This is a genomic window from Mesorhizobium sp. M0633, assembly GCF_040320645.1.
In the GTDB taxonomy this organism is placed as follows: Bacteria; Pseudomonadota; Alphaproteobacteria; order Rhizobiales; family Rhizobiaceae; genus Mesorhizobium.
The window spans coordinates 23,799-48,924 of record NZ_JAMYQC010000028.1; the positions used below are offsets into that span (position 1 = coordinate 23,799).

The 25,126-nt window shown below is 60.7% G+C and carries 25 protein-coding genes; 8 read left to right on the forward strand and 17 right to left on the reverse strand.

Features of this window, described 5'->3' with window-relative positions:
* Positions 1-201: 201 nt before the first annotated feature.
* The 8 genes from ccoS to ccoN form a co-directional block, all read right to left on the reverse strand.
* Positions 202-357: a cbb3-type cytochrome oxidase assembly protein CcoS gene (gene ccoS, locus NKI47_RS25255; RefSeq protein ID WP_352455561.1), complete on the reverse strand. Its 156-nt coding sequence runs from the start codon at positions 355-357 to the stop codon at positions 202-204.
* Entirely contained in the window at positions 354-2,642 is a 2,289-nt protein-coding gene (locus NKI47_RS25260) for a cation-translocating P-type ATPase (RefSeq protein WP_352593962.1), read from the reverse strand. Before NKI47_RS25260 ends, ccoS begins: the two co-directional genes overlap by 4 nt.
* A complete protein-coding gene (locus NKI47_RS25265; RefSeq protein WP_352593963.1) occupies positions 2,639-3,136 on the reverse strand; it encodes a FixH family protein in 498 nt (165 codons plus the stop codon). Before NKI47_RS25265 ends, NKI47_RS25260 begins: the two co-directional genes overlap by 4 nt.
* Positions 3,133-4,692: a cytochrome c oxidase accessory protein CcoG gene (gene ccoG / locus NKI47_RS25270; RefSeq protein ID WP_352593964.1), complete on the reverse strand. Its 1,560-nt coding sequence runs from the start codon at positions 4,690-4,692 to the stop codon at positions 3,133-3,135. Before ccoG ends, NKI47_RS25265 begins: the two co-directional genes overlap by 4 nt.
* A gap of 217 nt (positions 4,693-4,909) precedes the next feature.
* Positions 4,910-5,773 carry a cytochrome-c oxidase, cbb3-type subunit III gene (gene ccoP, locus NKI47_RS25275; RefSeq protein WP_352593965.1) on the reverse strand — a complete coding sequence of 288 codons (864 nt, stop codon included), beginning with the start codon at positions 5,771-5,773 and terminating at the stop codon, positions 4,910-4,912.
* Positions 5,774-5,775: 2 nt separating this feature from the next.
* On the reverse strand, positions 5,776-5,925 hold the full coding sequence (locus NKI47_RS25280; protein ID WP_352593966.1) for a cbb3-type cytochrome c oxidase subunit 3: 150 nt from the start codon (positions 5,923-5,925) through the stop codon (positions 5,776-5,778).
* Positions 5,926-5,937: 12 nt separating this feature from the next.
* Complete coding sequence (gene ccoO, locus NKI47_RS25285) at positions 5,938-6,669, reverse strand: cytochrome-c oxidase, cbb3-type subunit II (protein ID WP_352578058.1); 732 nt, start codon at positions 6,667-6,669, stop codon at positions 5,938-5,940.
* 11 nt (positions 6,670-6,680) lie between these two features.
* Positions 6,681-8,291, reverse strand: coding sequence for a cytochrome-c oxidase, cbb3-type subunit I (gene ccoN / locus NKI47_RS25290; protein WP_352593967.1), 1,611 nt, complete (start codon positions 8,289-8,291; stop codon positions 6,681-6,683).
* A gap of 252 nt (positions 8,292-8,543) precedes the next feature.
* Here ccoN and NKI47_RS25295 point away from each other — a divergent pair, with 252 nt between their 5' ends.
* Positions 8,544-8,960 (forward strand): hemerythrin domain-containing protein, encoded by a 417-nt coding sequence (locus NKI47_RS25295; RefSeq protein WP_352594022.1) that lies wholly within the window; start codon positions 8,544-8,546, stop codon positions 8,958-8,960.
* On the opposite strand, the gene NKI47_RS25300 is transcribed toward NKI47_RS25295, so the two are convergent.
* On the reverse strand, positions 8,957-9,685 hold the full coding sequence (locus NKI47_RS25300) for a Crp/Fnr family transcriptional regulator (protein ID WP_352593968.1): 729 nt from the start codon (positions 9,683-9,685) through the stop codon (positions 8,957-8,959). The genes NKI47_RS25295 and NKI47_RS25300 overlap by 4 nt on opposite strands.
* Positions 9,686-9,840: 155 nt before the next feature.
* Here NKI47_RS25300 and hemN point away from each other — a divergent pair, with 155 nt between their 5' ends.
* Positions 9,841-11,190 carry an oxygen-independent coproporphyrinogen III oxidase gene (gene hemN / locus NKI47_RS25305; RefSeq protein ID WP_352593969.1) on the forward strand — a complete coding sequence of 450 codons (1,350 nt, stop codon included), beginning with the start codon at positions 9,841-9,843 and terminating at the stop codon, positions 11,188-11,190.
* A gap of 12 nt (positions 11,191-11,202) precedes the next feature.
* On the opposite strand, the gene NKI47_RS25310 is transcribed toward hemN, so the two are convergent.
* The 6 genes from NKI47_RS25310 to NKI47_RS25335 all read right to left on the reverse strand — a co-directional run bounded on the left by NKI47_RS25310 (position 11,203) and on the right by NKI47_RS25335 (position 16,305).
* Positions 11,203-11,634, reverse strand: coding sequence for a potassium channel family protein (locus tag NKI47_RS25310; RefSeq protein ID WP_352593970.1), 432 nt, complete (start codon positions 11,632-11,634; stop codon positions 11,203-11,205).
* A 62-nt stretch (positions 11,635-11,696) separates the two neighbouring features.
* Entirely contained in the window at positions 11,697-12,029 is a 333-nt protein-coding gene (locus NKI47_RS25315; protein ID WP_352455633.1) for a DUF779 domain-containing protein, read from the reverse strand.
* Positions 12,030-12,098: 69 nt separating this feature from the next.
* A complete protein-coding gene (gene adh / locus NKI47_RS25320) occupies positions 12,099-13,616 on the reverse strand; it encodes an aldehyde dehydrogenase (protein ID WP_352593971.1) in 1,518 nt (505 codons plus the stop codon).
* Between the two features lie 145 nt (positions 13,617-13,761).
* Positions 13,762-14,730, reverse strand: a complete 969-nt coding sequence (locus NKI47_RS25325; protein ID WP_352594023.1) for a helix-turn-helix domain-containing protein — start codon at positions 14,728-14,730, stop codon at positions 13,762-13,764.
* Between the two features lie 450 nt (positions 14,731-15,180).
* Entirely contained in the window at positions 15,181-15,360 is a 180-nt protein-coding gene (locus NKI47_RS25330; RefSeq protein WP_352593972.1) for a YdhR family protein, read from the reverse strand.
* Between the two features lie 66 nt (positions 15,361-15,426).
* A complete protein-coding gene (locus NKI47_RS25335; RefSeq protein ID WP_352593973.1) occupies positions 15,427-16,305 on the reverse strand; it encodes a GNAT family N-acetyltransferase in 879 nt (292 codons plus the stop codon).
* A 242-nt stretch (positions 16,306-16,547) separates the two neighbouring features.
* Between NKI47_RS25335 and argE the strand changes: the two genes are divergently transcribed.
* The 5 genes from argE (at position 16,548) to NKI47_RS25360 (ending at position 21,692) form a co-directional block, all read left to right on the forward strand.
* A complete protein-coding gene (gene argE / locus NKI47_RS25340) occupies positions 16,548-17,672 on the forward strand; it encodes an acetylornithine deacetylase (protein ID WP_352593974.1) in 1,125 nt (374 codons plus the stop codon).
* A gap of 16 nt (positions 17,673-17,688) precedes the next feature.
* On the forward strand, positions 17,689-18,612 hold the full coding sequence (locus NKI47_RS25345; protein WP_352593975.1) for a 2-hydroxyacid dehydrogenase: 924 nt from the start codon (positions 17,689-17,691) through the stop codon (positions 18,610-18,612).
* A gap of 14 nt (positions 18,613-18,626) precedes the next feature.
* The gene (locus NKI47_RS25350; RefSeq protein WP_023678793.1) at positions 18,627-18,983 is read left to right on the forward strand and encodes a cupin domain-containing protein; all 357 of its coding nucleotides are present in this window, start codon (positions 18,627-18,629) and stop codon (positions 18,981-18,983) included.
* Between the two features lie 171 nt (positions 18,984-19,154).
* A complete protein-coding gene (locus NKI47_RS25355) occupies positions 19,155-20,198 on the forward strand; it encodes a tartrate dehydrogenase (protein WP_352593976.1) in 1,044 nt (347 codons plus the stop codon).
* A gap of 18 nt (positions 20,199-20,216) precedes the next feature.
* Positions 20,217-21,692, forward strand: coding sequence for an NAD-dependent succinate-semialdehyde dehydrogenase (locus NKI47_RS25360; RefSeq protein WP_352593977.1), 1,476 nt, complete (start codon positions 20,217-20,219; stop codon positions 21,690-21,692).
* A 154-nt stretch (positions 21,693-21,846) separates the two neighbouring features.
* On the opposite strand, the gene NKI47_RS25365 is transcribed toward NKI47_RS25360, so the two are convergent.
* A complete protein-coding gene (locus NKI47_RS25365; protein WP_352593978.1) occupies positions 21,847-22,536 on the reverse strand; it encodes a haloacid dehalogenase type II in 690 nt (229 codons plus the stop codon).
* A gap of 429 nt (positions 22,537-22,965) precedes the next feature.
* Here NKI47_RS25365 and NKI47_RS25370 point away from each other — a divergent pair, with 429 nt between their 5' ends.
* Positions 22,966-24,342, forward strand: coding sequence for an aspartate aminotransferase family protein (locus tag NKI47_RS25370; RefSeq protein WP_352593979.1), 1,377 nt, complete (start codon positions 22,966-22,968; stop codon positions 24,340-24,342).
* Between the two features lie 305 nt (positions 24,343-24,647).
* Here the strand turns inward: NKI47_RS25370 and NKI47_RS25375 are convergent, their stop codons facing one another.
* The gene (locus tag NKI47_RS25375; RefSeq protein ID WP_352593980.1) at positions 24,648-25,124 is read right to left on the reverse strand and encodes an Lrp/AsnC family transcriptional regulator; all 477 of its coding nucleotides are present in this window, start codon (positions 25,122-25,124) and stop codon (positions 24,648-24,650) included.
* Between the last annotated feature and the right edge of the window lie 2 nt (positions 25,125-25,126).

The following is a 25,126-nucleotide window of genomic DNA, read 5'->3' on the forward strand; positions in this document are numbered from 1 at the left end:
TCCTATCTCTCAACCGTTGCGGATGAGCAGAAGGTATCTGGCCTGACGCAGCGTTTCTTTGCGCTGGCGCAAATTGGTGGCGTTCAGTGTTAGGCAGCAACAACCCCGGAAACAGCAATCGTGCGCGGCATAGTCGCAGTGGGGAAGGTGTGTGGGAGCGGTTGGCTGCACCGGCGCTGTTTGTCAGCCCTCGGCCCTGGATCAGCGCTCCAGTCTGTCTTCCCGATCGATAAGGATCCGCTCGGCAGCTCCGTCAAGATCTTCGTACTGGCCACTCCTCAACGCCCACAGGAAGCCCCCCAGGCCAAGCGCACCAAGGAACAGGGCGACAGGGATGAGGTAGGCAAGGGTGGTCATGAGGATTGGGCCAGTTTGCTGCTGTCGGACAGCCTGTCGCGCCGGACATCTTTGGCCGGCGAATCTGGCATAGAACCTCGCAGACGCAGAGCATTTCCGATGACAAGCAGGGAAGACGCGGACATCGCGATCGCGGCGATAAGAGGGGTGACGTGCCCCAGGATCGCGATCGGCACGGCGACGGCATTGTAGATGATGGCGATCGTGATGTTCTGGCGAATCAAGCTTCCCGCCTTGCGCGAGACGTCCAGCGCGAGGGGGATTGCCAGAAGGCTTTCGCGCAGGAATACGAAATCCGCCGCATTGCGGCCAATGTCGGCGGCCGTGGCCGGCGCGAACGAAACATGCGCCGCGCTCAGCGCAGGCGTGTCGTTCAAGCCGTCGCCAACCATCAGAACCCGGTGTCCCTCTTTCGCCAGGGTTTCGATGCATTCGACCTTGCCGGACGGCAGCAGGCACGGAACGAAGTCATCGATACCCAGCATTTTCGAGATTTCGCGGCAGGCGGCCGCGCTATCGCCCGACAGCATCTGAACCGACATCCCGGCATCGTTCAATCGCTCGATCGCCGCCTTGGCGTCGGCACGCAACGCATCCTCGAAATTGAAGGTCGCGACAACGATCCCGTCTTTCGTCAGGACCGTCCCGCCATAGCCATGTTTGCCTTCGCCGCCTGTGCGGGCCTTCCATCCAGCCCATCCGCGTCTGCCCAGCCGCCAGATACTTCCGACGTCAGTTGCTTCGATACCGAACCCCGGATGCTCGGTGACGGCATCGAATTTGTGCTGCCCGCCGCCAGCGGCAAGACCGGCTATGGCCTTTGAAAAGGGATGACGCGAATGCGCGGCCATGTCGGCCGCAATCGTCAGCATGGCCGGATCGATCGAGGCCGCATTGACGAGACGGGGCTGGCCGAGCGTGAGCGTGCCGGTCTTGTCGAACACCGCTGCATCAATCGTTGCCAGGCGCTCCATGGCCGAACCATCCTTGACCATGATGCCGTTCTCGAACAGCCGCCGCGCGGCGACCACCTGGACGATCGGCACGGCGAGCCCGAGCGCGCACGGACATGTGATGATCAAAACGGCGATGGCGATGGTTATCGCCCGATGCCAGTCGCCGGTTGCCGCCATCCAGCCAAGGAATGTCACGAAGGCGGTGAGATGAACAACTGGAGCATAGAGTGCTGAAACGCGATCGGCGATGCGGCGGTAATGTGCGCGACCGCCCTCGGCGGCTTCCATCAGCCGAACCATTTCCGCCAGGAACGAATCCTTCGCGGCGGCTGTCGCCTCGATGGTCAGCGGGCCGGTAAGGTTGAGCACGCCGGCCTGGACGGCATCGTTTGGAGCCACGCTTCTGGGCGTGCTCTCTCCCGAAACCAGCGAGCAGTCGACGTCCGATGTCCCACGCGTGATCTTGCCGTCGACGGGGATCCTTTCGCCGGCCGCTATCAGCAACAGCATGCCCGGTTCGATCTCGCCAACCGGCAGATAGTCGCGTGCGCCACCGTCGCGCAGCACCATGGCGCCACGCGCGGCCAGTTGTGACAGGCCTTTCACGGCGGTGCGGGCGCGTGCGCGCATCACGTGATCCAGCGTGCGGCCGATCAACAGGAAGAACAGCAGAGACACCGACGCGTCGAAATAGGCGTGGTCGCCATGGGTGATCGTCTCATGGAGGCTCATCGCATAGGCCAGCGACACGCCGACCGCGATCGGCACGTCCATGTTCATGCGGCCGTGACGCAAGGCATTCCAGGCCGACTTGAAGAAGATGCCGCCGGCGAAGGCGAGTGCGGGGATGGCGATCAGTGCCGAGACCCAGTGGAACAGGTCGCGGGTCGCGCCCTCGGCACCGGACCAGACCGAAACCGACAGCAGCATGATGTTGCCCGCCGCAAATCCGGCAACAGCGACGGCGCGGATAAGCTCCGAGAGCGTTTTGTCCTTTTCACCAATCTCGGGTTCGAACAAATGCGCCTGGTAACCCAGCCGCCCCAGCATGGCGACGAATGGTGGGGCCTCGTCCCCGCGCCACCGGACCGAGACCCGCTTCGTTGACAGGTTGACGCGAGCGGCCTCGACGTGATCGAGTTTTGACAACGCCGTCTCGATTGTCTGGATGCAGGCTGCGCAATGAACCGTCGGAACTGAAAGATCGGTCTGGCTAAGGCCATCGCCAAGCGACCGGCTCGCCAGCTTGATCTCTTCGCTGGACGGCAGGACGGATGTAGCGTTGCCCAGATCCAGCGCCATTTCCGCGCCCGGTGCACAGCAGCTCATTTCAGCGCACCATCGGAGATCATGATCCTGCGCACGTCGTGGAAAGGCCTTGCCAGACCGGCATCGGCGTCGATTTCGACGATCCACACACCGTCCCTTGGCATGTGCTGCACTGCAAACTCGTGGCCCGAGGCGGCGGCGAGCGTGATGGACTCATCTTCTTTCTCGTAAGCGGGATGGCGAAACAGCACTTTGACGCCATGCAAGGGAACCCCCTTGCCGGCGGCGTCGGTGACGCCATAGCGGACTTCGCCCCATGCAATGGTCAACTTGCCGGTCCAGCCGAGGGCTGCCTGCGCGCGCCCTTCCTCGGCCTTCCTGTTGAATTGCTGGCTCGCCACATAGGTGTTTTCGACGACAAGCCCGGTCCAGCTTGTATTGGCAAGCGTCGCCATGGTCAGATTGACCGCGATGACCACGCCGAAAAAAGCAAGGATGATGGCCAACATGTGCCTGCCGGTGAATTCCCGGGATTTTCGCGTGGTGGCGTTCATCTGGCGATCTCCGGCGCGTTGAAGGTGGCGGTGTATTCGTTGGACTCGAAACTCGCTTTGTCCTCGACCCGGAGTGTGAAGGTCTGCGCTGCGCCATGGATCTGATCAGCAGGCAGGCGCACGAAAACCTTCAACATCTTCAGGCGGTCGGGTTCGACCTGGATCGCAAAAGAGCGATCGGCAGGGAGGTCGACACCAACGATGCTCATCTCTGCGCCTGGCAAACCCCCAATGCTGACGACGATCGTTCTTGGTTCGGGGATCATGTTCAGCAGCTTGACGGTATAGCCATTGCGGATCGAGCCGTCGGACAGCGTCACGAATTGTGGATTGCGGTCGTGCAAAACATTGATCTCGAGCCGGTCGCGCGTCAGCAGCGAAAAGAGCAGACCCAGGCCGATCAGCGACCACATGGCCATGTAGACATAGGTGCGTGGCCGAAAGATCTTGCGGACATGGAAATGCGCCACCCTGTCCGAAAACAGGCCGTCAGCGGTCCTGACCAATGACGGATTGACCGAACAGGCGCCGCCCGCGGTCGCCAGCATCATGTTGGCATTGTAGTCGGAGAGTGTCGCGTAGGAGATCAAGCCGCGCTCCTTGCCGAGCTTGTCCATGACGCCGTCGCAGGCGTCGATGCAGAGCGCGCAGGTGATGCATTCGAGCTGCTGGCCATCGCGAATGTCGATCCCCATCGGGCAGACAGCCACGCAGGCGTTACAGTCGACGCAATCGCCGACTGACTGTCCGGCGGCCTGGACCTTCTTGGTGTGGCGCGTGCGCGGTTCGCCGCGCCAGTCATTGTACGTGACGGTGAGCGAACTTTCGTCGAGCATGGCCGCCTGGATGCGCGGCCACGGGCACATATAGGTGCAGACCTGCTCGCGCATCAGCCCGCCGAACGTATAGGTCGTCGCTGTGAGCACAGCGACGGTGATGTAGGCGATAGGCGCTGCCGTGCCGGTGAAGAGTTCGACGAGCAAGGTCGGCGCATCGGCGAAATAGAAGATCCAGGCGCCGCCGGTCGCTGCACCTATGATCAGCCAGATGGCGTGTTTCGACATTCTCAGCGCGAGCTTGCGGGCGGTCCAAGGCCCGGCATCGAGCTTCATGCGCGCGTTGCGGTCGCCCTCGATAGCTCGCTCGACGACCAGGAACAGATCGACCCACACGGTCTGCGGACACGTATAGCCGCACCAGGCACGACCGACAGTCGACGTAACCAGGAAAAGACCGACGCCGGCCATGACCAGAAGGCCGGCCACATAGTAGAATTCCTGCGGCCATATCTCGATGAAGAAGAAGTAGAAACGCCGGTTGGCGACATCGAGCAGCACGGCCTGGTCAGGGGCAAACGGGCCGCGGTCCCACCGCAGCCAAGGTGTCAGATAGTAGATACCAAGCGTGACCGCCATTGCCAGCCATTTGAATCGGCGAAAGCTGCCCGAGGCCCGCTTCGGGAAGATCTTCTTGCGCGCGGCATACATCGGCTGTCGCACTTTGGCGGAGTTGACCGCCTCGGCTTCGAGCCGTTCTACCTGCGTATTGTCCAGCACTGGTTTCTCCCGTCGCGCAGCTTTGATTTCGCCGGGCAAATGTTCTGACTGGGCACAGGCAGGTCAGCGAAATACAGCGTCGAGCGGATTTTGCTGCCGACTGGATTGCGCCGCGTTGATGCAGGTCAATCGCCTGGCCCACGGAAAACAAATCGAGCCCCGGCAGAGCCGGGCCTCGTCGCTTCGGCGGTGAGGGCCGGAGAATAGGCCCCCGTTCCTATTCTCCACCGCCTAGCGAATGCACGTAGACCGCCAGCTCCTTGATCCTGGTTTCGCCCAGGCGCGCCCCCCAGGCCGGCATCACGCCTTGTTTCGGCGCTGTGACCTGGGCGGCAATGGCCGTTTCGCCCGATCCGTAGAGCCAGATGGCATCGGTCAGATCAGGAGCGCCGAGCTCCTTGTTGCCCTTTGCGTTGTCGCCGTGACAAGCAACGCAGTTTTCCGCAAAAACCTTGGCACCGGGCGCCACCAAAGATTCGTCGCTGACGGCTTGGGACAGGCCGGCAATATAGGCGCTGACCTGTTTAATCTGGTCGGCAGTGATAATGTCGCCAAAGGCTGGCATTTCCGAAAGTCGCGTATCCGGATCGGATGCGAAGCGGATACCATGCGTGACCGTCTGCTGGATCTGATCCGCCTTGCCGCCCCACAGCCAGTCATCGTCATTGAGGTTGGGGAAGCCCTTGGAGCCCTGGGCCCCGGAGCCATGACATTGCACGCAATTGACCTTGAACGCGGCGCCACCAGCGGCGATCGCGAATTCGCGCAAACCATCGTCCGCCGCGATCTCCGAAACACTCTTCGATTCTATCGCCGCGACATATTTGCCCTTCGCCGCTTCAGCCGCCGATAGCTCGTTCTTGACTTCGTTGCGGCTCGAATAGCCGAGCACGCCCGTTGTTGCCGAATGCAGCAAAGGCCATGCCGGATAGGCGATGGTGTATCCGATTGCCCAGACAATGGTGGCGTAGAAGGTTACGACCCACCAGCGCGGAAGCGGGTTGTTCAGCTCCCGAATGCCATCCCATTCGTGGCCGGTGGTCGAAATGCCAGAGATTTCATCGATCTGCTCGTCGCTCATGATCACTCGTCCTCAAGGGGAATCCGGGCAGCTTCGTCGGCCAACTTGCGGCTGCCGGGGCGCAGGGCGAAGGCAATTGCGCCGACAAAGAAAAGCGCCATGGCGACCAGACCCCAGCTGTCGGCAAACTCCCGCATCAAATCGTAATCCATGGATAAAACTCCTCAGCGGTAGCCGGCGGCTTCGTCGTAGTTCTTGAAATCGACCAGCGTGCCGAGCATCTGCAAATAGGCGACGAGGGCGTCCATTTCGGTGACCTGTTGCGGGTTGCCGTCGAAGTCGCCGATCTTGGCTTTGGGGTAGCGGGCTTCGAGGCCGGATGTGTCGGCGTTGGGATCAGCCTGCGCCATCAAGTCGGCGCTGGCGTGTGCGATCATGTCGTCGCCGTAGGGGACACCGACACGGCTGTTGGCGACCAGATGCGTCGAGAAATCCTTCACCTCGATCGGCGTGTCTTTCAGGAACGCATAGCTCGGCATGATTGATTCAGGCACCACCGAACGAGGATCCGTAAGGTGCTCGACATGCCATTGATTGGAATAGCGGTCGCCAACCCTGGCGAGGTCCGGTCCGGTGCGCTTCGATCCCCATTGGAAAGGATGATCGTACATCGACTCGGCCGCCAGACTGTAGTGACCATAGCGCTCGACCTCGTCGCGGAACGGTCTGATCATCTGGCTATGGCAGAGGTAGCAACCCTCGCGCACATAGATGTTGCGCCCGACAAGTTCGAGCGGCGAGTAAGGGCGCATGCCCTCGACCTTCTCGATCGTGTTGTCGAGATAGAAGAGCGGTGCGATCTCGACGATGCCGCCGACAGTCACCACAAGAAGAGAGCCGATGAGCAGAAGCGTGGCGTTCTTCTCGATCAGTGCGTGTTTGTCCATCAAGCCCATTGTCTGGCTCCTTATTCGGCAGGCTGCAGGACGGGCAGGGAGCCCGGCATCGGCTCTTCCTCGCGCTGGTAGCCGAGGATGGTCATGGCGATGTTCCAGGCCATGATCAGGGCGCCGGAGAGGTACATGGCCCCGCCGATGGCGCGCATGACATAGTAGGGGTGCATGGCGGCCACGGTTTCGGCAAAGGAGTAGACCAGGAAGCCCTGCTCGTCGTATTCGCGCCACATCAGGCCCTGCATGATGCCGGACACCCACATGACGGCCGCGTAGACGACGATGCCGAGCGTCGCCAGCCAGAAGTGCCAGGTGACGAGCCGCAGCGAATAGAGACGTTGGCGGTTCCAAAGCTTCGGCACCATGTAATAGATCGCGCCGAACGAGATCATCCCAACCCAGCCGAGCGCACCGGAGTGCACGTGACCTATGGTCCAGTCGGTATAGTGCGACAGCGAATTGACCGTCTTGATCGACATCATGGGACCTTCGAAGGTCGACATGCCGTAGAAGGCGATGGCCATCACCATCATGCGGATAATCGGATCGGTGCGCAGCTTGTCCCAGGCGCCCGACAGCGTCATCAGGCCGTTGATCATGCCGCCCCATGACGGCATCCACAGCATGATCGAGAACACCATGCCGAGTGTCTGCGCCCAGTCGGGCAGGGCGGTGTAGTGCAGGTGATGGGGGCCGGCCCAGATGTATAGAAAGATGATCGCCCAAAAATGGACGATCGACAGCCGGTAGGAATAGACCGGCCGGTTCGCCTGCTTGGGCACGAAGTAATACATCATGCCGAGGAAGCCGGCGGTGAGGAAAAAGCCGACGGCGTTGTGGCCGTACCACCATTGCGTCAGGGCGTCCTGGACGCCGGAAAAGGCGGAGTAGCTCTTGGAACCCAGGAATGAGGCCGGCATCGACAGGTTGTTGACCACATGCAGCATCGCGATGGTGACGATGAAGGACAGGTAAAACCAGTTGGCGACGTAGATATGCGGCTCCTTGCGCTTCAGGATCGTGCCGAGGAACAGGATGAGATAGGCGACCCAGACGATGGTCAGCCAGATATCCACATACCATTCGGGTTCGGCGTATTCGCGGCTCTCGGTGATGCCGAGCAGGTAGCCGGTCGCGGCCATGACGATGAAGAGCTGGTAGCCCCAAAACACGAACCAACCGAGATCGCCGCCGAACAGCCGCGCGCGGCAGGTGCGCTGGACGACATACAGGGACGTGCAGAGCAGCGCATTGCCGCCAAAGGCGAAGACGACGCCCGACGTATGCAATGGCCGTAAACGGCCGAAGTTAAACCAGGGCTGAATGTTGAGATCGGGGTAGGCAAGTTGCAGCGCAATGACGACGCCGACCAGCATGCCGACGACACCCCAGAACATGGTGGCGATGGCGCCATAGCGGACTGGCCCATCCATGTAGGCGGACGGGTCGATCGGAGCAGCCACTTCGAAATTCGTGTTGCGGATGAGGATGGCGACAAAGCCGAGCAGCACAAAAAACAGTACCCACATATGCTGCCGGAATGGCTCGTCCACACCGAACCCGGCTGCCACAAGGGCCGCAAATGTGAACAGGCCCAAGGCGAAGATTTGCGTGCCGAACTTCATGACCTGTCCCCGACCTCGGATTGGGATGCGCGGATACCAATCCGCTTGACACCAATTCAGCAGTCGCGTCGTCGCTGCCTTGATCCATGTCAAAGCCATTTGCTTTTGGATTGGGCAGCTTCGAACTCGCAAACGATCAGGAGGCTTTCATTGGACGGGGAGAACGAGCGGAAATCGTCGCTGTTTGAAGCCCGCCGCGAGATTTCCATGCCGGTCGGACGGTTCGATCGAGAGTTCCTCCCTGGCGCTGTGATGAAACGTGCCCATGGGGAAAAGCTGCGGCTTTGTGACGCCTTGGAAAAGATCGCCGATACGTTGCCGGCCGCAGATCGCCTGAAGTGTATTGGCGTGGCCAACGCGATCGTTCCGCTGTTGCGCAACATTCACCGATACGAGGAGACGGTTATCTTTCCGGCCTACGAGGCTGCTTTGACTGGCAGCGATTCCAACCTTGCTTCAACTCGTCGATTGCGCGCAGAACACGTCGAGGACGAATGCTTTGCCAGCGAGGTGACTGAAATCCTGCTGGCGATCGGCCATGGCGAGACAGTCGAGAATGCCGAGGCTGTCGGCTTCATGCTGCGCGGCTTATTCGAAAGCTTGCGCCGGCATATCGCCTTCGAACGCGAGCACGTCTTGCCGATGATCGGGGTCGTCGATACCGGTTAGGCGCCGGAGCGTCGCTGCAGCCGGCTCATGTTCTCCACAGTCATGTGCCGGTTGTTGTCGATCCGGATTACGCTGTCTGTTCTCAGCCTGGTCAGTTGGCGGCTGACCGTCTCGATCGTCAAGCCGAGAAAATCGGCGATGTCGGCGCGCGTCAGCGGCAGGTCAAAGCTTGTCGACTGGGCCGCCGGGTCAAGCGTGGGATCGATATTCCTGGCGATCATCAGGAGAAAGCTCGCCACCTTTTCCGCAGCACTCTTGCGCCCCAGCGTCACCATCCAGTCTCGTGCTTCGTCTAGTTCATTGAGCGTCTGCTTGAAGAGACGATGCTCGAGCTGTGGCGATTCCTTCATCATGCGTTCGATGGCGGCTTTTGGAAAGGAACACAGGGAAACGGTCGTTGCGGCTTCGGCGTTGATCGCGCTCTCCACCTTGAAGGGCCTGCCCAGGAAATCGGGGGCAAACTGGAGGCCGACAATCTGCTGGCGTCCGTCCGACAGGCTCTTTGTGAGCTTCACCACGCCGGAAAGTACGTTCGAATAACGGTCGACGGTCTGGGTGTCACCAATCAGTTCTGCGCCCGGTTCAACGGTGTGCTTCGATGAGGTCTTGGCGAGGCCCACCAGTTGATCGGGATCGAGCGCGCCGCAGACGCCATGGTGGCGCGCTTCGCATGATCGGCAAAGCACTGGAATGCCGGTGCTGTGAATATCCTGACGCACTGTCATCATGATCGTCCGAGGACCCAAAGTGCCGGCAAGATAGCATCGGCGGCAGGAAAATCCTTGCGGCAGTTTGTCCACCGCGGACTTTGACCGAAATCAAGGCTACCGGCCAGTAATGTGGGCAACGTCGGGCCATGCAAAGTGGAGCGGATAGAGACGTGCGGCCAGAATTAGTTGCCAGACTTGGTGAGAACGTGCCGCGCTATACGAGCTACCCGACAGCGCCGCATTTCAATGCAAGCGTCGATGCTGCCGTTTGTCGGGGCTGGCTGCAGGCGCTCGACGAGGGCCACGAGATATCGCTCTATCTGCACATCCCGTACTGCGACAAGCTTTGCTGGTTCTGTGCCTGCCATACCAAGCAGACACGCCACTACGAACCGGTGACCACATATCTTCGCTCACTGCATGCCGAGATCGCCACCGTCGCCGGTCTTGTCGCAGGCAAGGGCCGCGTGCGTGCCGTCCATTTCGGCGGCGGTTCGCCAACGATGCTCAAACCGGAGGATCTGGTGGCGCTGGGAACCGCCCTGCGCAACAGCTTCACCTTTCTTCCCGGCGCCAAGATCAGCGTCGAAATCGAACCCAATGATATGGACGATGCCCGCCTCGACGCACTCGCCGAAATCGGCATGACCCGTGCGAGCCTCGGCGTCCAGGATTTTGACCCGAAGGTGCAAAAGGCAATTAACCGCGAGCAGAGCTTTTTGCAGACCAAAGCGGTAGTCGACGGCGTTCGTTCGCGCGGCGTCGAATCGGTCAATCTGGACCTGCTCTACGGCTGGCCACACCAGACCAGGGAGAGTGTCTCCTCCACCGTCGCGCAGGCACTGACCCTGGAACCGGACCGGATAGCGCTTTTTGGCTACGCCCATGTGCCGTGGTTCAAGAAACATCAGACGATGATCGACGAGGCATGGCTGCCGGGTCCGGCAGAGCGGTTTGCTCAATCGCAACTTGCGGCGCGGGCGATCGTGGACCAGGGATACGAAGCAATCGGGCTCGACCATTTCGCCAAACCGGGCGATGCCCTCGCGCTTGCCGCCCGCGCCGGAACACTGCACCGGAACTTCCAGGGCTATACCGAGGATCGCTGCGAGACCTTGATCGGCCTTGGCCCGTCATCCATCAGCCAGTTTCGCCAGGGCTATGCACAGAACATGCCTTCGACCGCCGAGTATGGACGCATGGTTGCTGATGGCGGGCTGGCCGCTGTTCGGGGTATCGCGCTTTCCGACGACGACCGTGTTCGCGGCTGGATCATCGAGCGATTGATGTGTGACTTCGCCTTCTCGGCGATTGAGCTGGTGGAGCGCTTTGGCGAAGCCGGCCAAAGACTTCTCCTCAAGGCGAGTTCCACGGCTCTTCATGGTCCTGCGCGGCTGCTTGAACTTTATGGTGACCGCTTCGTCGTGCCGGCGGAAAGCCGGCCCTTTGTCAGAAGCATCGCGGCGAAGTTCGACAAATATTTCGAAACCGGTACAGCCAGGCATTCCGTAGCGGTCTGAACGATCGCCCGTTCAGAAATGCTCGCCGGCCTTGAATGGGCCAATGCGGGTGCCGGCCGCGATCAGATAGGCGGTCGACCAGCCAATCAGAAGAAATCCGTTCACGCCCTCTAGAGCCGCGAGGACGCGCCATGCGTGAGCGGGCACAATGTCGCCGTACCCGACGGTCGAGAAGGTGATGGTGGAAAAGTACAGCGCGGTTTCGAAGTCAGGAAAGATATCGAGCAGCCGGTATAGTCCTGCCCAGAGCCACACCTCTGCGGTCATGATGGCAAAGAGCCCCATCACCACGCTGATCATCGCAACGATGCGGCTGCGGCGCCCGTGCATGCGAAACCGGGCGACCAGGTGACCCATCACATGTGTGACCACGATCAGACCAAAGGTGTGAACCAGGACCGTAAGGCTAATGACGACGGTGCCGATGAGCAGATTGAGGATCATCTTCGGAAGGTAGAGATTGCTGCGGTGCCTTCCTTGCTCGAAATCAAACCGGCAGGTTTCGCCTATGCGGTGCAGATTGTCGACCGGGTCAGGAACCGCTTCTCCCGCCCGTTATCCAGCGAGAACATGCCACCGCGACCCGGCACCACGTCGATGATGAGATCGGTATGTTTCCAAGCCTCGAATTGCGACGCACCGATGTAGAACGGCGCGTCGCCGATGTGGCCGAGCAGCACGTCCTGGTCGCCCACGATGAAGCCGATACGCGGATAGCACATCGGCGAAGAGCCGTCGCAGCAGCCGCCGGATTGATGAAACAGCACCGGACCGTGCTCGGCGACAATCTCGGCGATCAGTTCAAGGGCTGCCGGTGTCGCTGTGACCTTCGCTCGCATCATGTTTTCCGATTTCCAGCCTTTGGCGCGGCCCCCTCGCGGAGCCGCGCCTGTGGGTCAAAGCGGCGATCAGAAGAAGCCGAGCTTCTTCGGGCTGTAGCTGACCAGCATGTTTTTGGTCTGCTGGTAGTGGTCGAGCATCATCTTGTGCGTCTCGCGGCCGATGCCGGACTGCTTGTAGCCGCCGAAGGCCGCATGCGCGGGATAGGCGTGGTAGCAGTTGGTCCAGACGCGGCCCGCCTGGATCGCGCGGCCGAACCGGTAGGCGCGGTTGCTGTCGCGTGTCCAGATACCGGCGCCGAGGCCGTAGAGCGTATCGTTGGCTATGCTGAGCGCTTCGTCGTCGTCCTTGAAGGTCGTGACCGAGACCACCGGTCCGAAGATCTCTTCCTGGAAGATGCGCATCTTGTTGTGGCCCTTGAACACCGTCGGCTTCACGTAGTAGCCGCCGGCGAGATCGCCGGGCAGGACGTTGCGCTCGCCACCGGTCAGCAACTCGGCGCCTTCCTGGCGGCCGATGTCGATGTAGGCCAGGATCTTTTCCAACTGCTCGGATGATGCCTGGGCACCGATCATCGTTGCCGGGTCGAGCGGATCGCCCTGCACGATCGCCTCGACACGCTTCAGCGCACGTTCCATGAACCTGTCGTAGATCGATTCATGAATGAGCGCGCGGCTCGGGCAGGTGCAGACTTCGCCCTGATTCAGCGCGAACATGACGAAGCCTTCGATCGCCTTGTCGAAGAAATCGTCGTCTTCGGCGACAACGTCCTTGAAGAAGATGTTGGGCGACTTGCCGCCCAGTTCCAGGGTGACGGGGATCAGGTTCTGGCTGGCATACTGCATGATCAGCCGGCCGGTCGTGGTTTCTCCGGTGAAGGCGATTTTGGCAATGCGCGGCGACGACGCGAGCGGCTTACCGGCTTCGAGGCCGAAGCCGTTGACAATGTTGAGCACACCCGGCGGCAGCAGATCGCCGATAAGATCGGCCCACAGCAAGATGGCAGCCGGCGTCTGCTCGGCAGGCTTCAGCACGACGCAGTTTCCGGCGGCAAGCGCGGGAGCAAGCTTCCAGCAGGCCATCAGCAGCGGGAAGTTCCACGGGATGATCTGGCCAACCACCCCGAGCGGCTCATGGAAATGATAGGCAACGGTATCGTCGTCGATCTGCGAAAGGCTGCCTTCCTGGCCACGCAAGGCACCGGCGAAATAGCGGAAATGGTCGATGGCTAGAGGCAGGTCGGCGGCGGTCGTTTCGCGGATCGGCTTGCCGTTGTCCCAGGTTTCGGCAGATGCGAGAAGATCGAGGTTTTCCTCCATGCGATCGGCGATGCGATTGAGGATGAGTGAGCGCTCGGCCACGCTCCTGCGCCCCCAGGCGTCCTTGGCGGCATGGGCAGCGTCTAAAGCCGCCTCGATGTCCTGGGCATCCGAGCGACCCACCTCGCAGAGCAACTGACCATTCACCGGCGAGAAGTTTTCGAAATAACGGCCCGAACGCGGCTCGGCCCATTTGCCACCGATGAAATTGCCGTAGCGCTTGTCGAAGGGCGCCTTGACCGGGCGTGAGAATTCTACCTTGTTCATGTGTCTTCCTCCGCAAAGCTGGCGCCGCGGAATGCGACGCTTCGGGAAGACACTTGCGATCTCCCACCGCTATTGCCAATGCGCCGGGGACAGTGGGCGGGCGGGTGTGTCGCAGAATTGCGACAGTCACGCGACGTTTCAAAAGTCAGTGGGACCTGTGGACGTCCAGGCGGTTGAGTTTGCGGTGAAGCGTGGCGCGACTGATGCCGAGCGCATGGGCCGCGGCCGAGACATTTCCGTCTGCCCGCGCCAGCGCCCGCTGCAGAACGCCGCGCTCCGCCTCGGCGAGGACTTCGGGGCGGCTCTCGGCCCAACCGAGCAGATCGGCCGCAGGCATCGGCTTGTCGAGACACTGTTGCGTAATTCCAAGCGCCAGGCGAGCCGAACGGGTCGCGCCGACCACAAGGTCGTCCGCATCAACCGCGATCAACGCGCCGGAACCCTTGTCGGGCACCGGCGCCAGCAGAATGCGCGCCTTGGGGAATGCCATTTTGAAGTTCTCGGCCTCGATCCGACGCGCCGCGTCGACGACGGCCATGGAAATAAGCTTGGAGAAGACCTCGGTCAGATCAGCCCGGCAGGAAGACACGTCAAGGGCAGCCGCAAGGTCTCCACGGTAATCATAAATCGGAGCCGTGGTGCAGCTCAGCCCGGTGTTGCGCGTGTGAAAATGCTGATCACGGTGGATCGTCAGGACGCGCTGTTCCACCAGACAGGTGCCGATACCGTTGGTGCCCTCGCTCTCCTCGTTCCAGACGGACCCTGTCCATAACCCCCAGGAACGAAACGTCTCGTCGTCCACAGGCGCGCCGCGCCGTTCGACCGGCACGCCGTCGCGATCGGCGAGCAGGACGCAGCATCCAACGCCGCCCACCGCAAGATAGAGCCGGTCCAGGCTTGATTGAGCAACCCGGACGAGCGGCCCGATGCGTTGCCGGGCCTCTCCCAATTCCGCCTCTGTCAGATAGCGTGGGGGGCTGCAATCGGCCGGATCGAGCCGGTGCAGACTGGAAGACCGTCGCCAGGAAGCGACCAGCGCGGACTTCGCCGCCGCGTCCGAAGCGATCGCGGCCTGAACGCGGTCGGCGTGATGACCGGATAGATCCTCACCCATGCTTGTCCTCCCAGAACCCCAGCTCTCTTCCTGTCGGCTACTAAACCACGGCTGCTTCAAGGCAAGCTAACGCTGGTGTCCTGCCAAGTTCCGCTTTCGATCACCGCACTGTCAATTCGACAGAAGAACCAGACATCCGCTATGTTTTCCTGTCAGTCAGTGACGTTGGCCAATGGGTAGTCGTCCTCGCCTGTGCCCCCCACACACACACTCTCTCTCTCTCTCTCTCTCTCTCTCTCTCTTCCAGGCAACTGTTCGGCTGATCCCCGCAAGCCTACCGGTATGAACTGGGCATTCATTGATCCATAGCAAAGACGGCTGACCATAATCAGCTGCGGGATCGTGCGGAACAATACGGGAAGCTTTCTGATTGTGGCCTCCAAAACCCAACAAATCAACGCTTTCGGCACATCCTCCGGGCCCACCAAATTATTACATATCAATATCGGCTCATCGTCCACGGGTGGCCATCGACAGCCGTTCGTTGACAGCGTACGAGCGAACGCCGATGTCGGCGATACCGAAACAGTTCAGGTGCGCGGAATGTTTCTCGATATACGCTTGCGCGTGCTCGACGCTGTCGAACAAATAGACCCGCCCGCAACATCTCGATCGGGCGCCTCGGTCCACACTTCCAGATCAGCCCGGGCTCATTGATTCTCTGACGGCTGGTTGAAGGCGACAGTATGCTTGCATTCAGCTCAAGGCGTGGCCGGCCAATCCATAGACCCAAGGCCCATTGTCTTGCCGGTTCAGGAAGCGGCGCCCTTTGGACATGGTCGTAACGGTCTCGGCAATGCCGAGGCCGCTCTGCTGGAGAAACGCGGCAAACACGCCATCCTTCTCGCGGGTGTCGACGCGGGCGAATCGTCCTGCCAGTTCCTTCAGATGCAGGGCTGTAAGATGGACCGCGTCGAGATCGTTTCGCGCGACCATGGGGCCGATCACGTGACCACGACCGAACTCGCGACACATGGAATAGCCGACGATTTCGCCGCCGCGGCTCAAAGTGCAGATTGAGGCATCCACTGCGAGCAACGCGAGCAGCCTCTCGCGGTTTATCCCTAACGCGCGCGTATCCAGCGGAGTGATGTCCTTAAGCCTGTCGCTCGACAGCGCCTGCAATTCACCGTTCAAGGCCGGCATAGCCGGGAGTGTTTGTGGGACCTCCCCCTGGCGCTGATATACGATCGCCTCGGTCGTGAAGCCGAGTGAAACGTAGAGGGGGTAGGCAGCATGGGTCGCGTTGAGCGCCAAATTGCGATCGCCGCACTGCTCAAGGACTAGGTCCATGAGCCATCGGCCGCCTCCTTGCGCTTGTGTGCGTGGCGTTGTGATCACCAGGCCAATGGTGGCAAAGTCGTCCCCGTGGGGAAACCACATCGCGCTCCCGAAAACGCGTCCAATACCATCAACGGCAACAATGCCGCGTCCGGCACGGCGCAGAAAGTCCCAATCCTTCGGCCGGTGAGGCCAGCGGACTGAGATCGACAGCGCGTGCAGCAGCTTGACGTCGACATCATCAATGTCCCGCGCGACCAGTTCGAAGGATTTCAGGCGTACTGATCTCTGCATCTCAATCGATCCGCTCCTTCAACGAATGCGCAAGGCACGCGGTGTTGATCCTGTCATCGATCGCCATGTCGCGACATACCTCTTTTGCCGCAGCATTATACGGGAAAGCCAGCAGGTTTCGCTGGTTCGAGGTGCTTTTTCGCAATCTTCGGCCAAAGCACGACGCAATTCGGCAGGGAACACTGCTGCCTGCGGATAGGCTGGTTGCACCCGGTGATAGTGTGCAAGCAGAGCGGACCGCCATGAACGTGGAAGAAATCCTCGCGACCCTGGTTGCATTTCCCTCTGTTGTGGGCACGCCAAACGGCGCGATCGTCGATTGGATCCGCGACTACTGTCAGGCGGCCCGAGCCGAGGTGACGGTCCTCCCCGGCCCCGAGGGTGACCGGTCCAACCTTTTCCTCACGATCGGCCCGCGCCAGGGTCGGGGCTACATCATCTCCGGGCATATGGATGTCGTCCCGGCCAGCGAGCCGGAATGGAGCTCGGACCCCTTCGTTCTGCGCCGCGAGGGCGGCAGGCTTTACGGCCGCGGCACCTCCGACATGAAGGGCTTCCTCGCCTGCGCATTGGCGGCGCTCCCAGGACTTGCGGCGATGAACCTGCGGCAGCCAGTTCATCTCGCATTCTCATATGACGAAGAGGCTGGGTGCCGTGGTGTGCCGCATCTCCTAGCCGCGTTGCCGAGCTTATGCGAGAGGCCGCTTTGCGCGATTGTCGGCGAGCCGAGCCGGATGCAGCCCGTGCGCGCGCACAAGGGGAAGGCTGCCGCGCGGCTCGAGGTGATCGGGCGATCCGGCCATTCCTCACGCCCCGATCTCGGACTCAACGCCGTGCACGCCATGGCCGGCGTCATCGCGCACGCCGTGGCCTACGGCCAATCCCTCGCCGACGGGCCGCTCGATCAAAATTTCGAGCCCCCGTATTCTTCCTTGCAGGTGGGCGTCATCGCCGGTGGACAGGCGGTCAACATCATCGCTGGCCACTGCACAGCCGATATCGAGGCGCGCGCCGTGCCCGGCGTTTCTCCAGCCTCCCTGCTTGAGCCGGTCAAGGCCCGGCTTTTCGCTCTGCGAGACAGCGGCTTCGATGTGGCGTGGCATGAGTTGAGCACCTATCCCGCCCTTGCGCCCGGCAACGGGAGCGAGCTAGCGGCCGTTCTGACGGAGCTGACGGGGCAGGAGCCGCTGACAGCTGTGAGTTACGGCACGGAGGCCGGACTTTATCAGCAGGCCGGCATCGATGCGGTCGTTTGCGGACCCGGCGACATCGACCGTGCCCATCGTCCCGACGAATATATCGAGATTGGTGAACTCGCCGCTTGCCGGAAGATGATCGAGGGGCTCGGCGCGCGTCTTGCGGCCTGAAGGAAGGGCGGTCACCATGGCGTTTCTTTTCAATTCCGATGCGGCGCGTGCTGCGGTCTTCCGCGAGATCTTTGCGCGCCAGCTCCCAGATCTGGAATTCGTCCATTCCGGGGACGAGATGGAGCCGGAGAAGGTGCGCTATCTCATCACCTGGACGGTGCCGGACGAGATCTCGCGCTACCGCAATCTGGAAGTGCTGTTTTGCATCGGCGCGGGCGTCGACCAGTTCAAGCAGGACGTGGTGCCAAGCCATGTGAAGCTTGTGCGCATGGTCGAGGACGGCATCATACGCATGATGCAGGAATACGTCGCGCTCGGCGTGTTGACTCTCCACCGCGAGATGCCCGCCTATCTTGAGCAGCAGAAAAGATGCCTCTGGCAACCGATTGCCGCTCGACAGGCGGCCGAACGCCGGGTTGGCTTCCTCGGCCTTGGCATGCTGGCCCAGGCGGCTATCGAGCGCTTGAAGCCCTTCCAGTTTCCGCTTGCCGGGTGGGGCCGCAGCGAAAAGCGGATAGAGGACGTCGCCTGTTTTCACGGCACGGACCAACTCGCGGGCTTTTTGAAGCAAACGGATATTCTCGTCTGCCTGCTTCCGCTCACGGAACAAACGCACGGCATGCTCGATGCAGAGTTCTTCGACTTACTGCCCGTCGGGGCGCAGCTGCTGCATGTCGGCAGGGGTCCGCAACTGGACCAGGCCGCGCTGATCAACGCGCTCGACACCGGTCACGTATTTGCGGCGATGCTTGATGTCACCGATCCAGAACCGCTCCCGGAAGACCATCCGCTGTGGTCGCATCCGAAGGTGATGATAACGCCGCACATCGCCTCGGTGACGCAACCGCATACGGCGGCACAATCCGTCGTTGACAACATCCGGCGCCACCGCGCCGGAGAAGAACTGATCGGCCTCGTCGATCGGACACTCGGCTACTAACCAGGAAACATCACATGTCACTTCTGATCACGATCGACACAGTTCCAGACTTCGCGCCGAAGGAGGCACTACCGGCTCCGGAGCGGCTCATTTCCGGCAATCCATCCTTCAAGACCTGGGCGCAGGATGCCTCGAAGGGAGAAAAGGTGCTCACCGGTGTCTGGGAGGCGACGCCCGGCGAGACGCATTCGATCAAGGGCACGATCTACGAGTTCTGCCACATCGTTTCGGGTCTCGTCGAAATCGAGGAGAAGGGCGGTGAGACCAAGACCTACCGCGCCGGCGACAGTTTCGTGATGAAGCCTGGTTTCGTCGGCGTCTGGCGCACTATCGAGACCGTGCGCAAAATCTACGTCTGCGTTTATGACTGAGTTCAGTGCTCAAGGTCCGGCCGAATAGCGCGCGGCGGTTCCAGAACAATCGGCTTTCCAGGTTCCGCCTGACGCGATTCGACGCCGTCGGAGAGCTCAACCTCGACGGAAAATGCGGCGGGCGGTCGACTACTGTTCCGGTGACGCCAGTGCGAATGAGGACCTCCATCAATGAAGACCTACAAGATAGCGCTGATCCCCGGCGACGGCATCGGCAAGGACGTGACGCAGGCGGCATGGCAGGTGCTGCAGGCGGCGGCTAAGCAGGGCGGTTTCGCCCTTGATGACACAAGATTCCCGTGGTCGTGCGCCTACTACCTGGAGACCGGTGCAATGATGCCGTCAGACGGCATCGAGACACTTCGAAAATTCGATGCGATCTATCTCGGCGCTGTGGGCTGGTCCGCGGAAGTGCCCGACTCAGTATCGCTTCACGGACTGCTCCTGCCGATCCGGAAAGGGTTCTCGCAGTACGCCAACATACGACCGCACCGGCTGTTGCCGGGCGTTCAGGGGCCCCTCCGCTCCGATGGTTTCGATATCCTGTGCATCCGCGAGAATACGGAAGGCGAATATTCCGGCGCCGGTGGGCGCGTTCATTCCGGCACGGCCGATGAGGTCGCGGTAGAGACCGCGATTTTCACGCGTACGGGTGTCGAACGGATCATCCGTTTCGGTTTCGAACAGGCGCGGGCGCGTCGCAGGAAGCTCGCATCTGTCACCAAATCCAACGCGCAAAAACACTCCATGGTTTTCTGGGATGAGGTCACGCGCGAGGTGGCGAAAGACTATGCCGATGTGGAGGTCTCGCACTACCACATCGACGCCATTGCCGCCCGTATGGTCCTGGCGCCGGAAAGCCTCGACGTAATCGTCGCATCGAACCTTTTCGGCGACATCCTCACGGATATTGGAGCGGCCATTCAGGGCGGGCTGGGTTACGCCGCCTCCGCCAATATCAATCCCGATCGCAGCGCGCCTTCCATGTTCGAGCCGGTCCATGGTTCGGCGCCCGACATCGCGCATCTCGGTGTCGCCAATCCGATCGCCGCGATCTGGTCCGGTGCGATGATGCTCGAGCATCTGGGTGAGGGGCAGACTGCGGCCGAAGTGATGTCGGCAATCGAGTCCGCAACCGCGCGAGGGATTGGCACGATCGCAGGCAAGGACAGGACTGAAACAATCACGCAGGCCGTGCTGGCAGGATTGATCTGAAAAAGCAGAGGAAAGACCATGAATGCGATGACGAAGATTGGCATGTTCAACGATTCCGACCTTTTCCGCCAGCAGGCGCTGATTGGCGGTGTCTGGCGGGATGGCGAAACGAAGGGCGTGGTCGATGTCATTGACCCTGCCAGCCAAAGTGTTCTCGGCACCGTTCCCGCAATGGGGGAGAACGAGACGAGAGCCGCAATCGGCGCCGCGGCTGAGGCCTTCAAAAGCTGGAAGAAGAAGACCCATGCCGAGCGTGCAGGACTTCTGGAGCGCTGGCACGACCTCATTCGTCAGCACGAACAGGATCTCGCGCTCCTGCTTACGCTGGAACAGGGCAAGCCGCTTGCCGAGGCGGTGGATGAAATCCGCTACGGCGCATCTTTTGTGAAATGGTTTGCGGAGGAGGCGCGCCGGATCGGTGGCTCGACCATTCCGTCACCCACGGCCGATCGCCGCATTCTGGTGCTGAAAGAACCTGTCGGCGTCTGCGCCATCATCACGCCGTGGAATTTTCCCAACGCGATGATCGCACGCAAAGTGGCACCGGCGCTGGCCGCAGGTTGTACGGTTGTCATCAAGCCGTCGGAATTTACGCCATTCTCGGCGCTGGCGCTCGGCGTTCTGGCGGAACGGGCAGGTATCCCTGCCGGCGTGATCAATATTGTAACCGGCATGCCCATCGAAATCGGCAACGAACTGATGGCCAACGAGACGGTGCGCAAGATCTCGTTCACCGGTTCGACCCGCGTCGGTGCGCTACTCATGCGTGGCGCGGCCGATAGCATCAAGCGGCTGAGCCTGGAGCTTGGCGGCAACGCACCCTTTATCGTCTTTGACGACGCCGATCTGGATAAGGCAGTTGAAGGGGTGATCGCATCCAAGTTCCGCAATGGCGGTCAAACCTGCGTCTGCGCGAACCGGATTCTCGTGCAGGAAGGCGTTTACGATGCTTTCGCCGAAAAGCTGAGCCAGCGCGTCACGCGGATGAAGGTTGGCGCAGGGACCGACGAGGGCACTGAGATCGGCCCGATGATCAACGCGGCCGCGATCGACAAGATCGAGCGTCACATCGCGGATGCACGGGCGAAAGGTGCGCAGATCATCGCCCAAAGCGAGACGATGCCGGAGGGTAAGCAATATGCACGGCCCGTCGTGCTGGGAGAAGCTACTACGGGGATGCTCCTGGCATCGGAAGAGACGTTCGGTCCGGTGGCGCCGCTTTTTCGCTTCGAGACGGAGGAAGAGGCCATCGCCATTGCGAACGGTACGCCGTTCGGCCTTGCCGCCTACTTCTACACCGACAACCTCAAGCGCTCATGGCGTGTTGCCGAGGCGCTGGAGTTCGGTATGGTCGGGCTCAACACAGGCATGATCTCGACCGAGGTTGCGCCTTTCGGCGGTGTCAAGCAGTCGGGAGTGGGGCGCGAAGGATCGCAGCTCGGCATCGAGGAATATCTCGAGGTCAAGGCGCTTCATGTTGGCGGGCTTAACTAGTTATCTTGCACGCAGGTGGAAACACTTGCAGCCCTAAAGCGTTGGAACCACAAGAAAGGGGCGGTGAAAACCGCCCCTTTCTCTATTGCGACCAGTGAGCATTAACGTTTTGGGAGCGCCTCAGTCTGGTGTGACTGCGCCAGCAAACAGACGTTCAGGCGAATTCCCGAACGGGCTCCAGTCCGACGGCGCCGGCCAGACCGCCGATATCCTTGATTTCGGTATATTCGTAGAAGGGGTTCGCAGGCTCGTGGCCGCGGTTCACCCAGACCTTGCTCTTGATACCGAGATCATAGGCGGTCATGAGATCGTAGCGAAATGAGGACGACACGTGCGTAATGTCCTCCGGGCCGCAGCCTAGTTTGTCGAACATATATTCGAAGCCCTTCATCTGCGGCTTGTAGGCGCCCGTCTCTTCGGCCGTGATGACCATGTGAAAGGGCGCGCCGAGTTTCTCCACGTTCGACATGATCAGGCTCTTCATGGAGTTCGACAGGATCACCAGCGGAATCTCCTTGGCCACCTTGGCCAGGCCCACCGGGACATCCGGGTGCGGACCCCATGTCGGCACTTCCGCATAGATGCGCTGGGCATCCTCGGGCCGGAATGCGACGCCGTTGCGCTTGCAGGTCCGTTCCACGGCACTGTGCACGACCTCGACATAGGGCTTCCAGGCGCCAAGGACCTCATCGAGGCGACAGGCCGAGAAATCCTTGATGAACTGCGCCATCCCAGCTGGGGAGAGCTGCGCGCCGTATATGCGTCTCGCCGCGCCGGCCATGTCGAAGTTGGTCAGCGTGCCATAGCAGTCGAAGGTGATGTATTTCGGTCTGAACTGGGTCATGGGCGTCGATCCTTCCGATCCTGTCGGCACTGCGTGCCTTTTACAGCAAGGATCATAATGAGGACCGGAGAAGGCTAGTCGCCGCATTCGATGCGCCCTGAAGCAGATTGTTTTGTATTGGGTGAGAGCTTTGGCAGAGAGTTGCGCCTGAGTTCGTTTCGGGCTTCGGCGGGAGCGCGATCCTTCAGCCGTGCGTCGGCATAAAATGCGGCGCCGGCGGCAAAGCAAAGTCAAAACGCCTATCGCTCAGGTTCTGGTCGGGAAGAACTGCTGTCCGCAGCAGCCTATCTTGGGCCTAGAGAATTCAGGCCCGGAATGAACCATGACCGCGCAGCAGATCACGCTGGAAAACGAGCTGAAGGACGAAACCACACCACACCGGATTTAATGCTCTCGTAAGTCAGGCACTGCGCTGAATCGGAGGAAGAAATGCTGGCAAACTCACTGATCGAACTCGATCGCGCACATCTGGTTCACCCGTTTTCATGCTATCGGGGCCACGAGGACACGGGCGTGCGGGTGCTCAAATCCGCCAAAGGCGCAACCGTGACCGATGCAAGCGGGAAAACCCTGCTGGACGGATTCGCCGGTCTATGGTGTGTCAACATCGGATACGGCCAGGAAAGCGTCGTTGAAGCAGCCGCAAAGCAGCTAAGAGAGCTTCCCTATGCGACGGGATATTTCGGGCTGGGATCCGAGCCTGCCATTCGCCTTGCCGCCAGGCTTGCCGAACTGGCGCCCGGCGATTTGAACCATGTCTATTTCACGCTTGGCGGCTCCGATGCAGTCGACAGTACGATCCGCTTTATTCGCTATTACTACCATGCCAAGGGTACGCCGCAAAAAGACCAGTTCATCTCGGTTGAGTATGGCTACCATGGATCCTCGACGGCAGGGTCAGGTCTGACAGCGATCGCGGCTTTCCATGCTGGTTTCGGTGTGCCATACGACTGGCAGCACAAGATTCCCTCGCACTACGCCTATCGCAATCCGGTCGGTTCTGACCCGCAGTCGATCATCGATGCATCGGTCGCGGCCCTGCGGGCCAAAATCGCGGAACTCGGCGCGGGCCGCGTTGCAGCTTTCTACGCCGAACCCGTCCAGGGTTCGGGCGGTGTCCTCGTTCCGCCGGCAGGTTGGCTGAAGGCTCTGCACGCCGTGTGCAAGGAACACGACATTCTGTTCGTTGCGGACGAAGTTATCACTGCCTTTGGCCGTACCGGCCCGCTCTTCGCGTGTGAGGAAGACGACGTCGTGCCGGATTTCATAACCACAGCGAAGGGACTGACCTCGGGCTACGTGCCGATGGGCGCCGTCTTCATGTCGGACCACGTGTACAATACGATCGCGGACGGAGCCGGCAAAGCGGCGGTCGGCCATGGCTATACTTATTCGGCCCATCCCGTGAGCGCGGCAGTTGGGCTCGAATGCCTGCGTCTCTATGAAGATGGCTTGCTCGAGAATGGGCGCAAGGCCGGGAAGCGCCTGATGCAAGGCCTTCGCTCGCTCGCCGACCACCCGCTGGTTGGCGACATCCGCGGTCGCGGTATGCTGGCAGCAATCGAGTTGGTCACCGACAAGGAGCGCAAAACGCCGCTGCCGGCGGCGGCCGATCCGGGGCGCCGCATCTTCGAGCGCGCGTGGGCGAACGGCCTTGTCATCCGCGCCTTCAACAGCGGCATCCTCGGCTTTGCGCCGCCGCTCTGCTGCACCGAGGACGATATTGATGGAATCCTCGAACGTACCCGAATGACGCTGGATCAAACGCTCGAAGACAAGGACGTGCGGTCAGCGATGCAGGGATGATCATTGGCATCGCCGAAGCGACCTCGGTCAATGCGGTAGACGCCTAATGCATGTCGCGCAAAAGTGTGCAGCGGTTTTGCGATAACGACATGCATCAAAACAAGAACCTAAAGCGCGTCGCATGAGGCCGGTCGAACGCGACGCGCTTTAGCGGCCCCGAAACAAATCCTCAGGTGATGCCGCCGTCTGCCAAGTGCCAAGCATTTGCCGGTATGTGGAATCGCATGCCGTTGCACAAGCGCAGCGAAAACAGCAAGAGGGAATGCTGGCGCGCGGCTCTCCAGGTCCAAGACTGCGGAGCAGCTTCATTTGTCGAAAATGATGTCGAGAGGCAAATGGGTTTTCACGATCGGTGACTTCAGCACGACGAAGCTGAAATATTTGTCGATTCCGATATCCAATTCGATCATCCGCTCCATGATTGTCTGGTACTCGCTGATGCCCGCTGTGACAAACTTCACAAGATAGTCGTAGCCGCCTGAAACCAGATGGCATTCGATGACAGAATCGACTTTCTGAATAGCGGTGAGAAATCTCGCGAAGTCGTTCTGTTGATGGTGCTTGAGCGTGACTTCGGTGAAGATCGTTAGAGTCTGTCCGAGCTTGGACACATCGATCTGGGCGGAATAGCCGGTGATGAAGCCTTCCGCCTGAAGCTTCTTCACCCGCATCAGGCAAGGGCTCGGCGAAAGGTTGACCAGGTCGGCAAGCTCGACATTCGTGACCCGCCCGTTCTTTTGCAGTTGGGATAAGATCTTGATGTCGATCCTGTCGAGCTTCATTG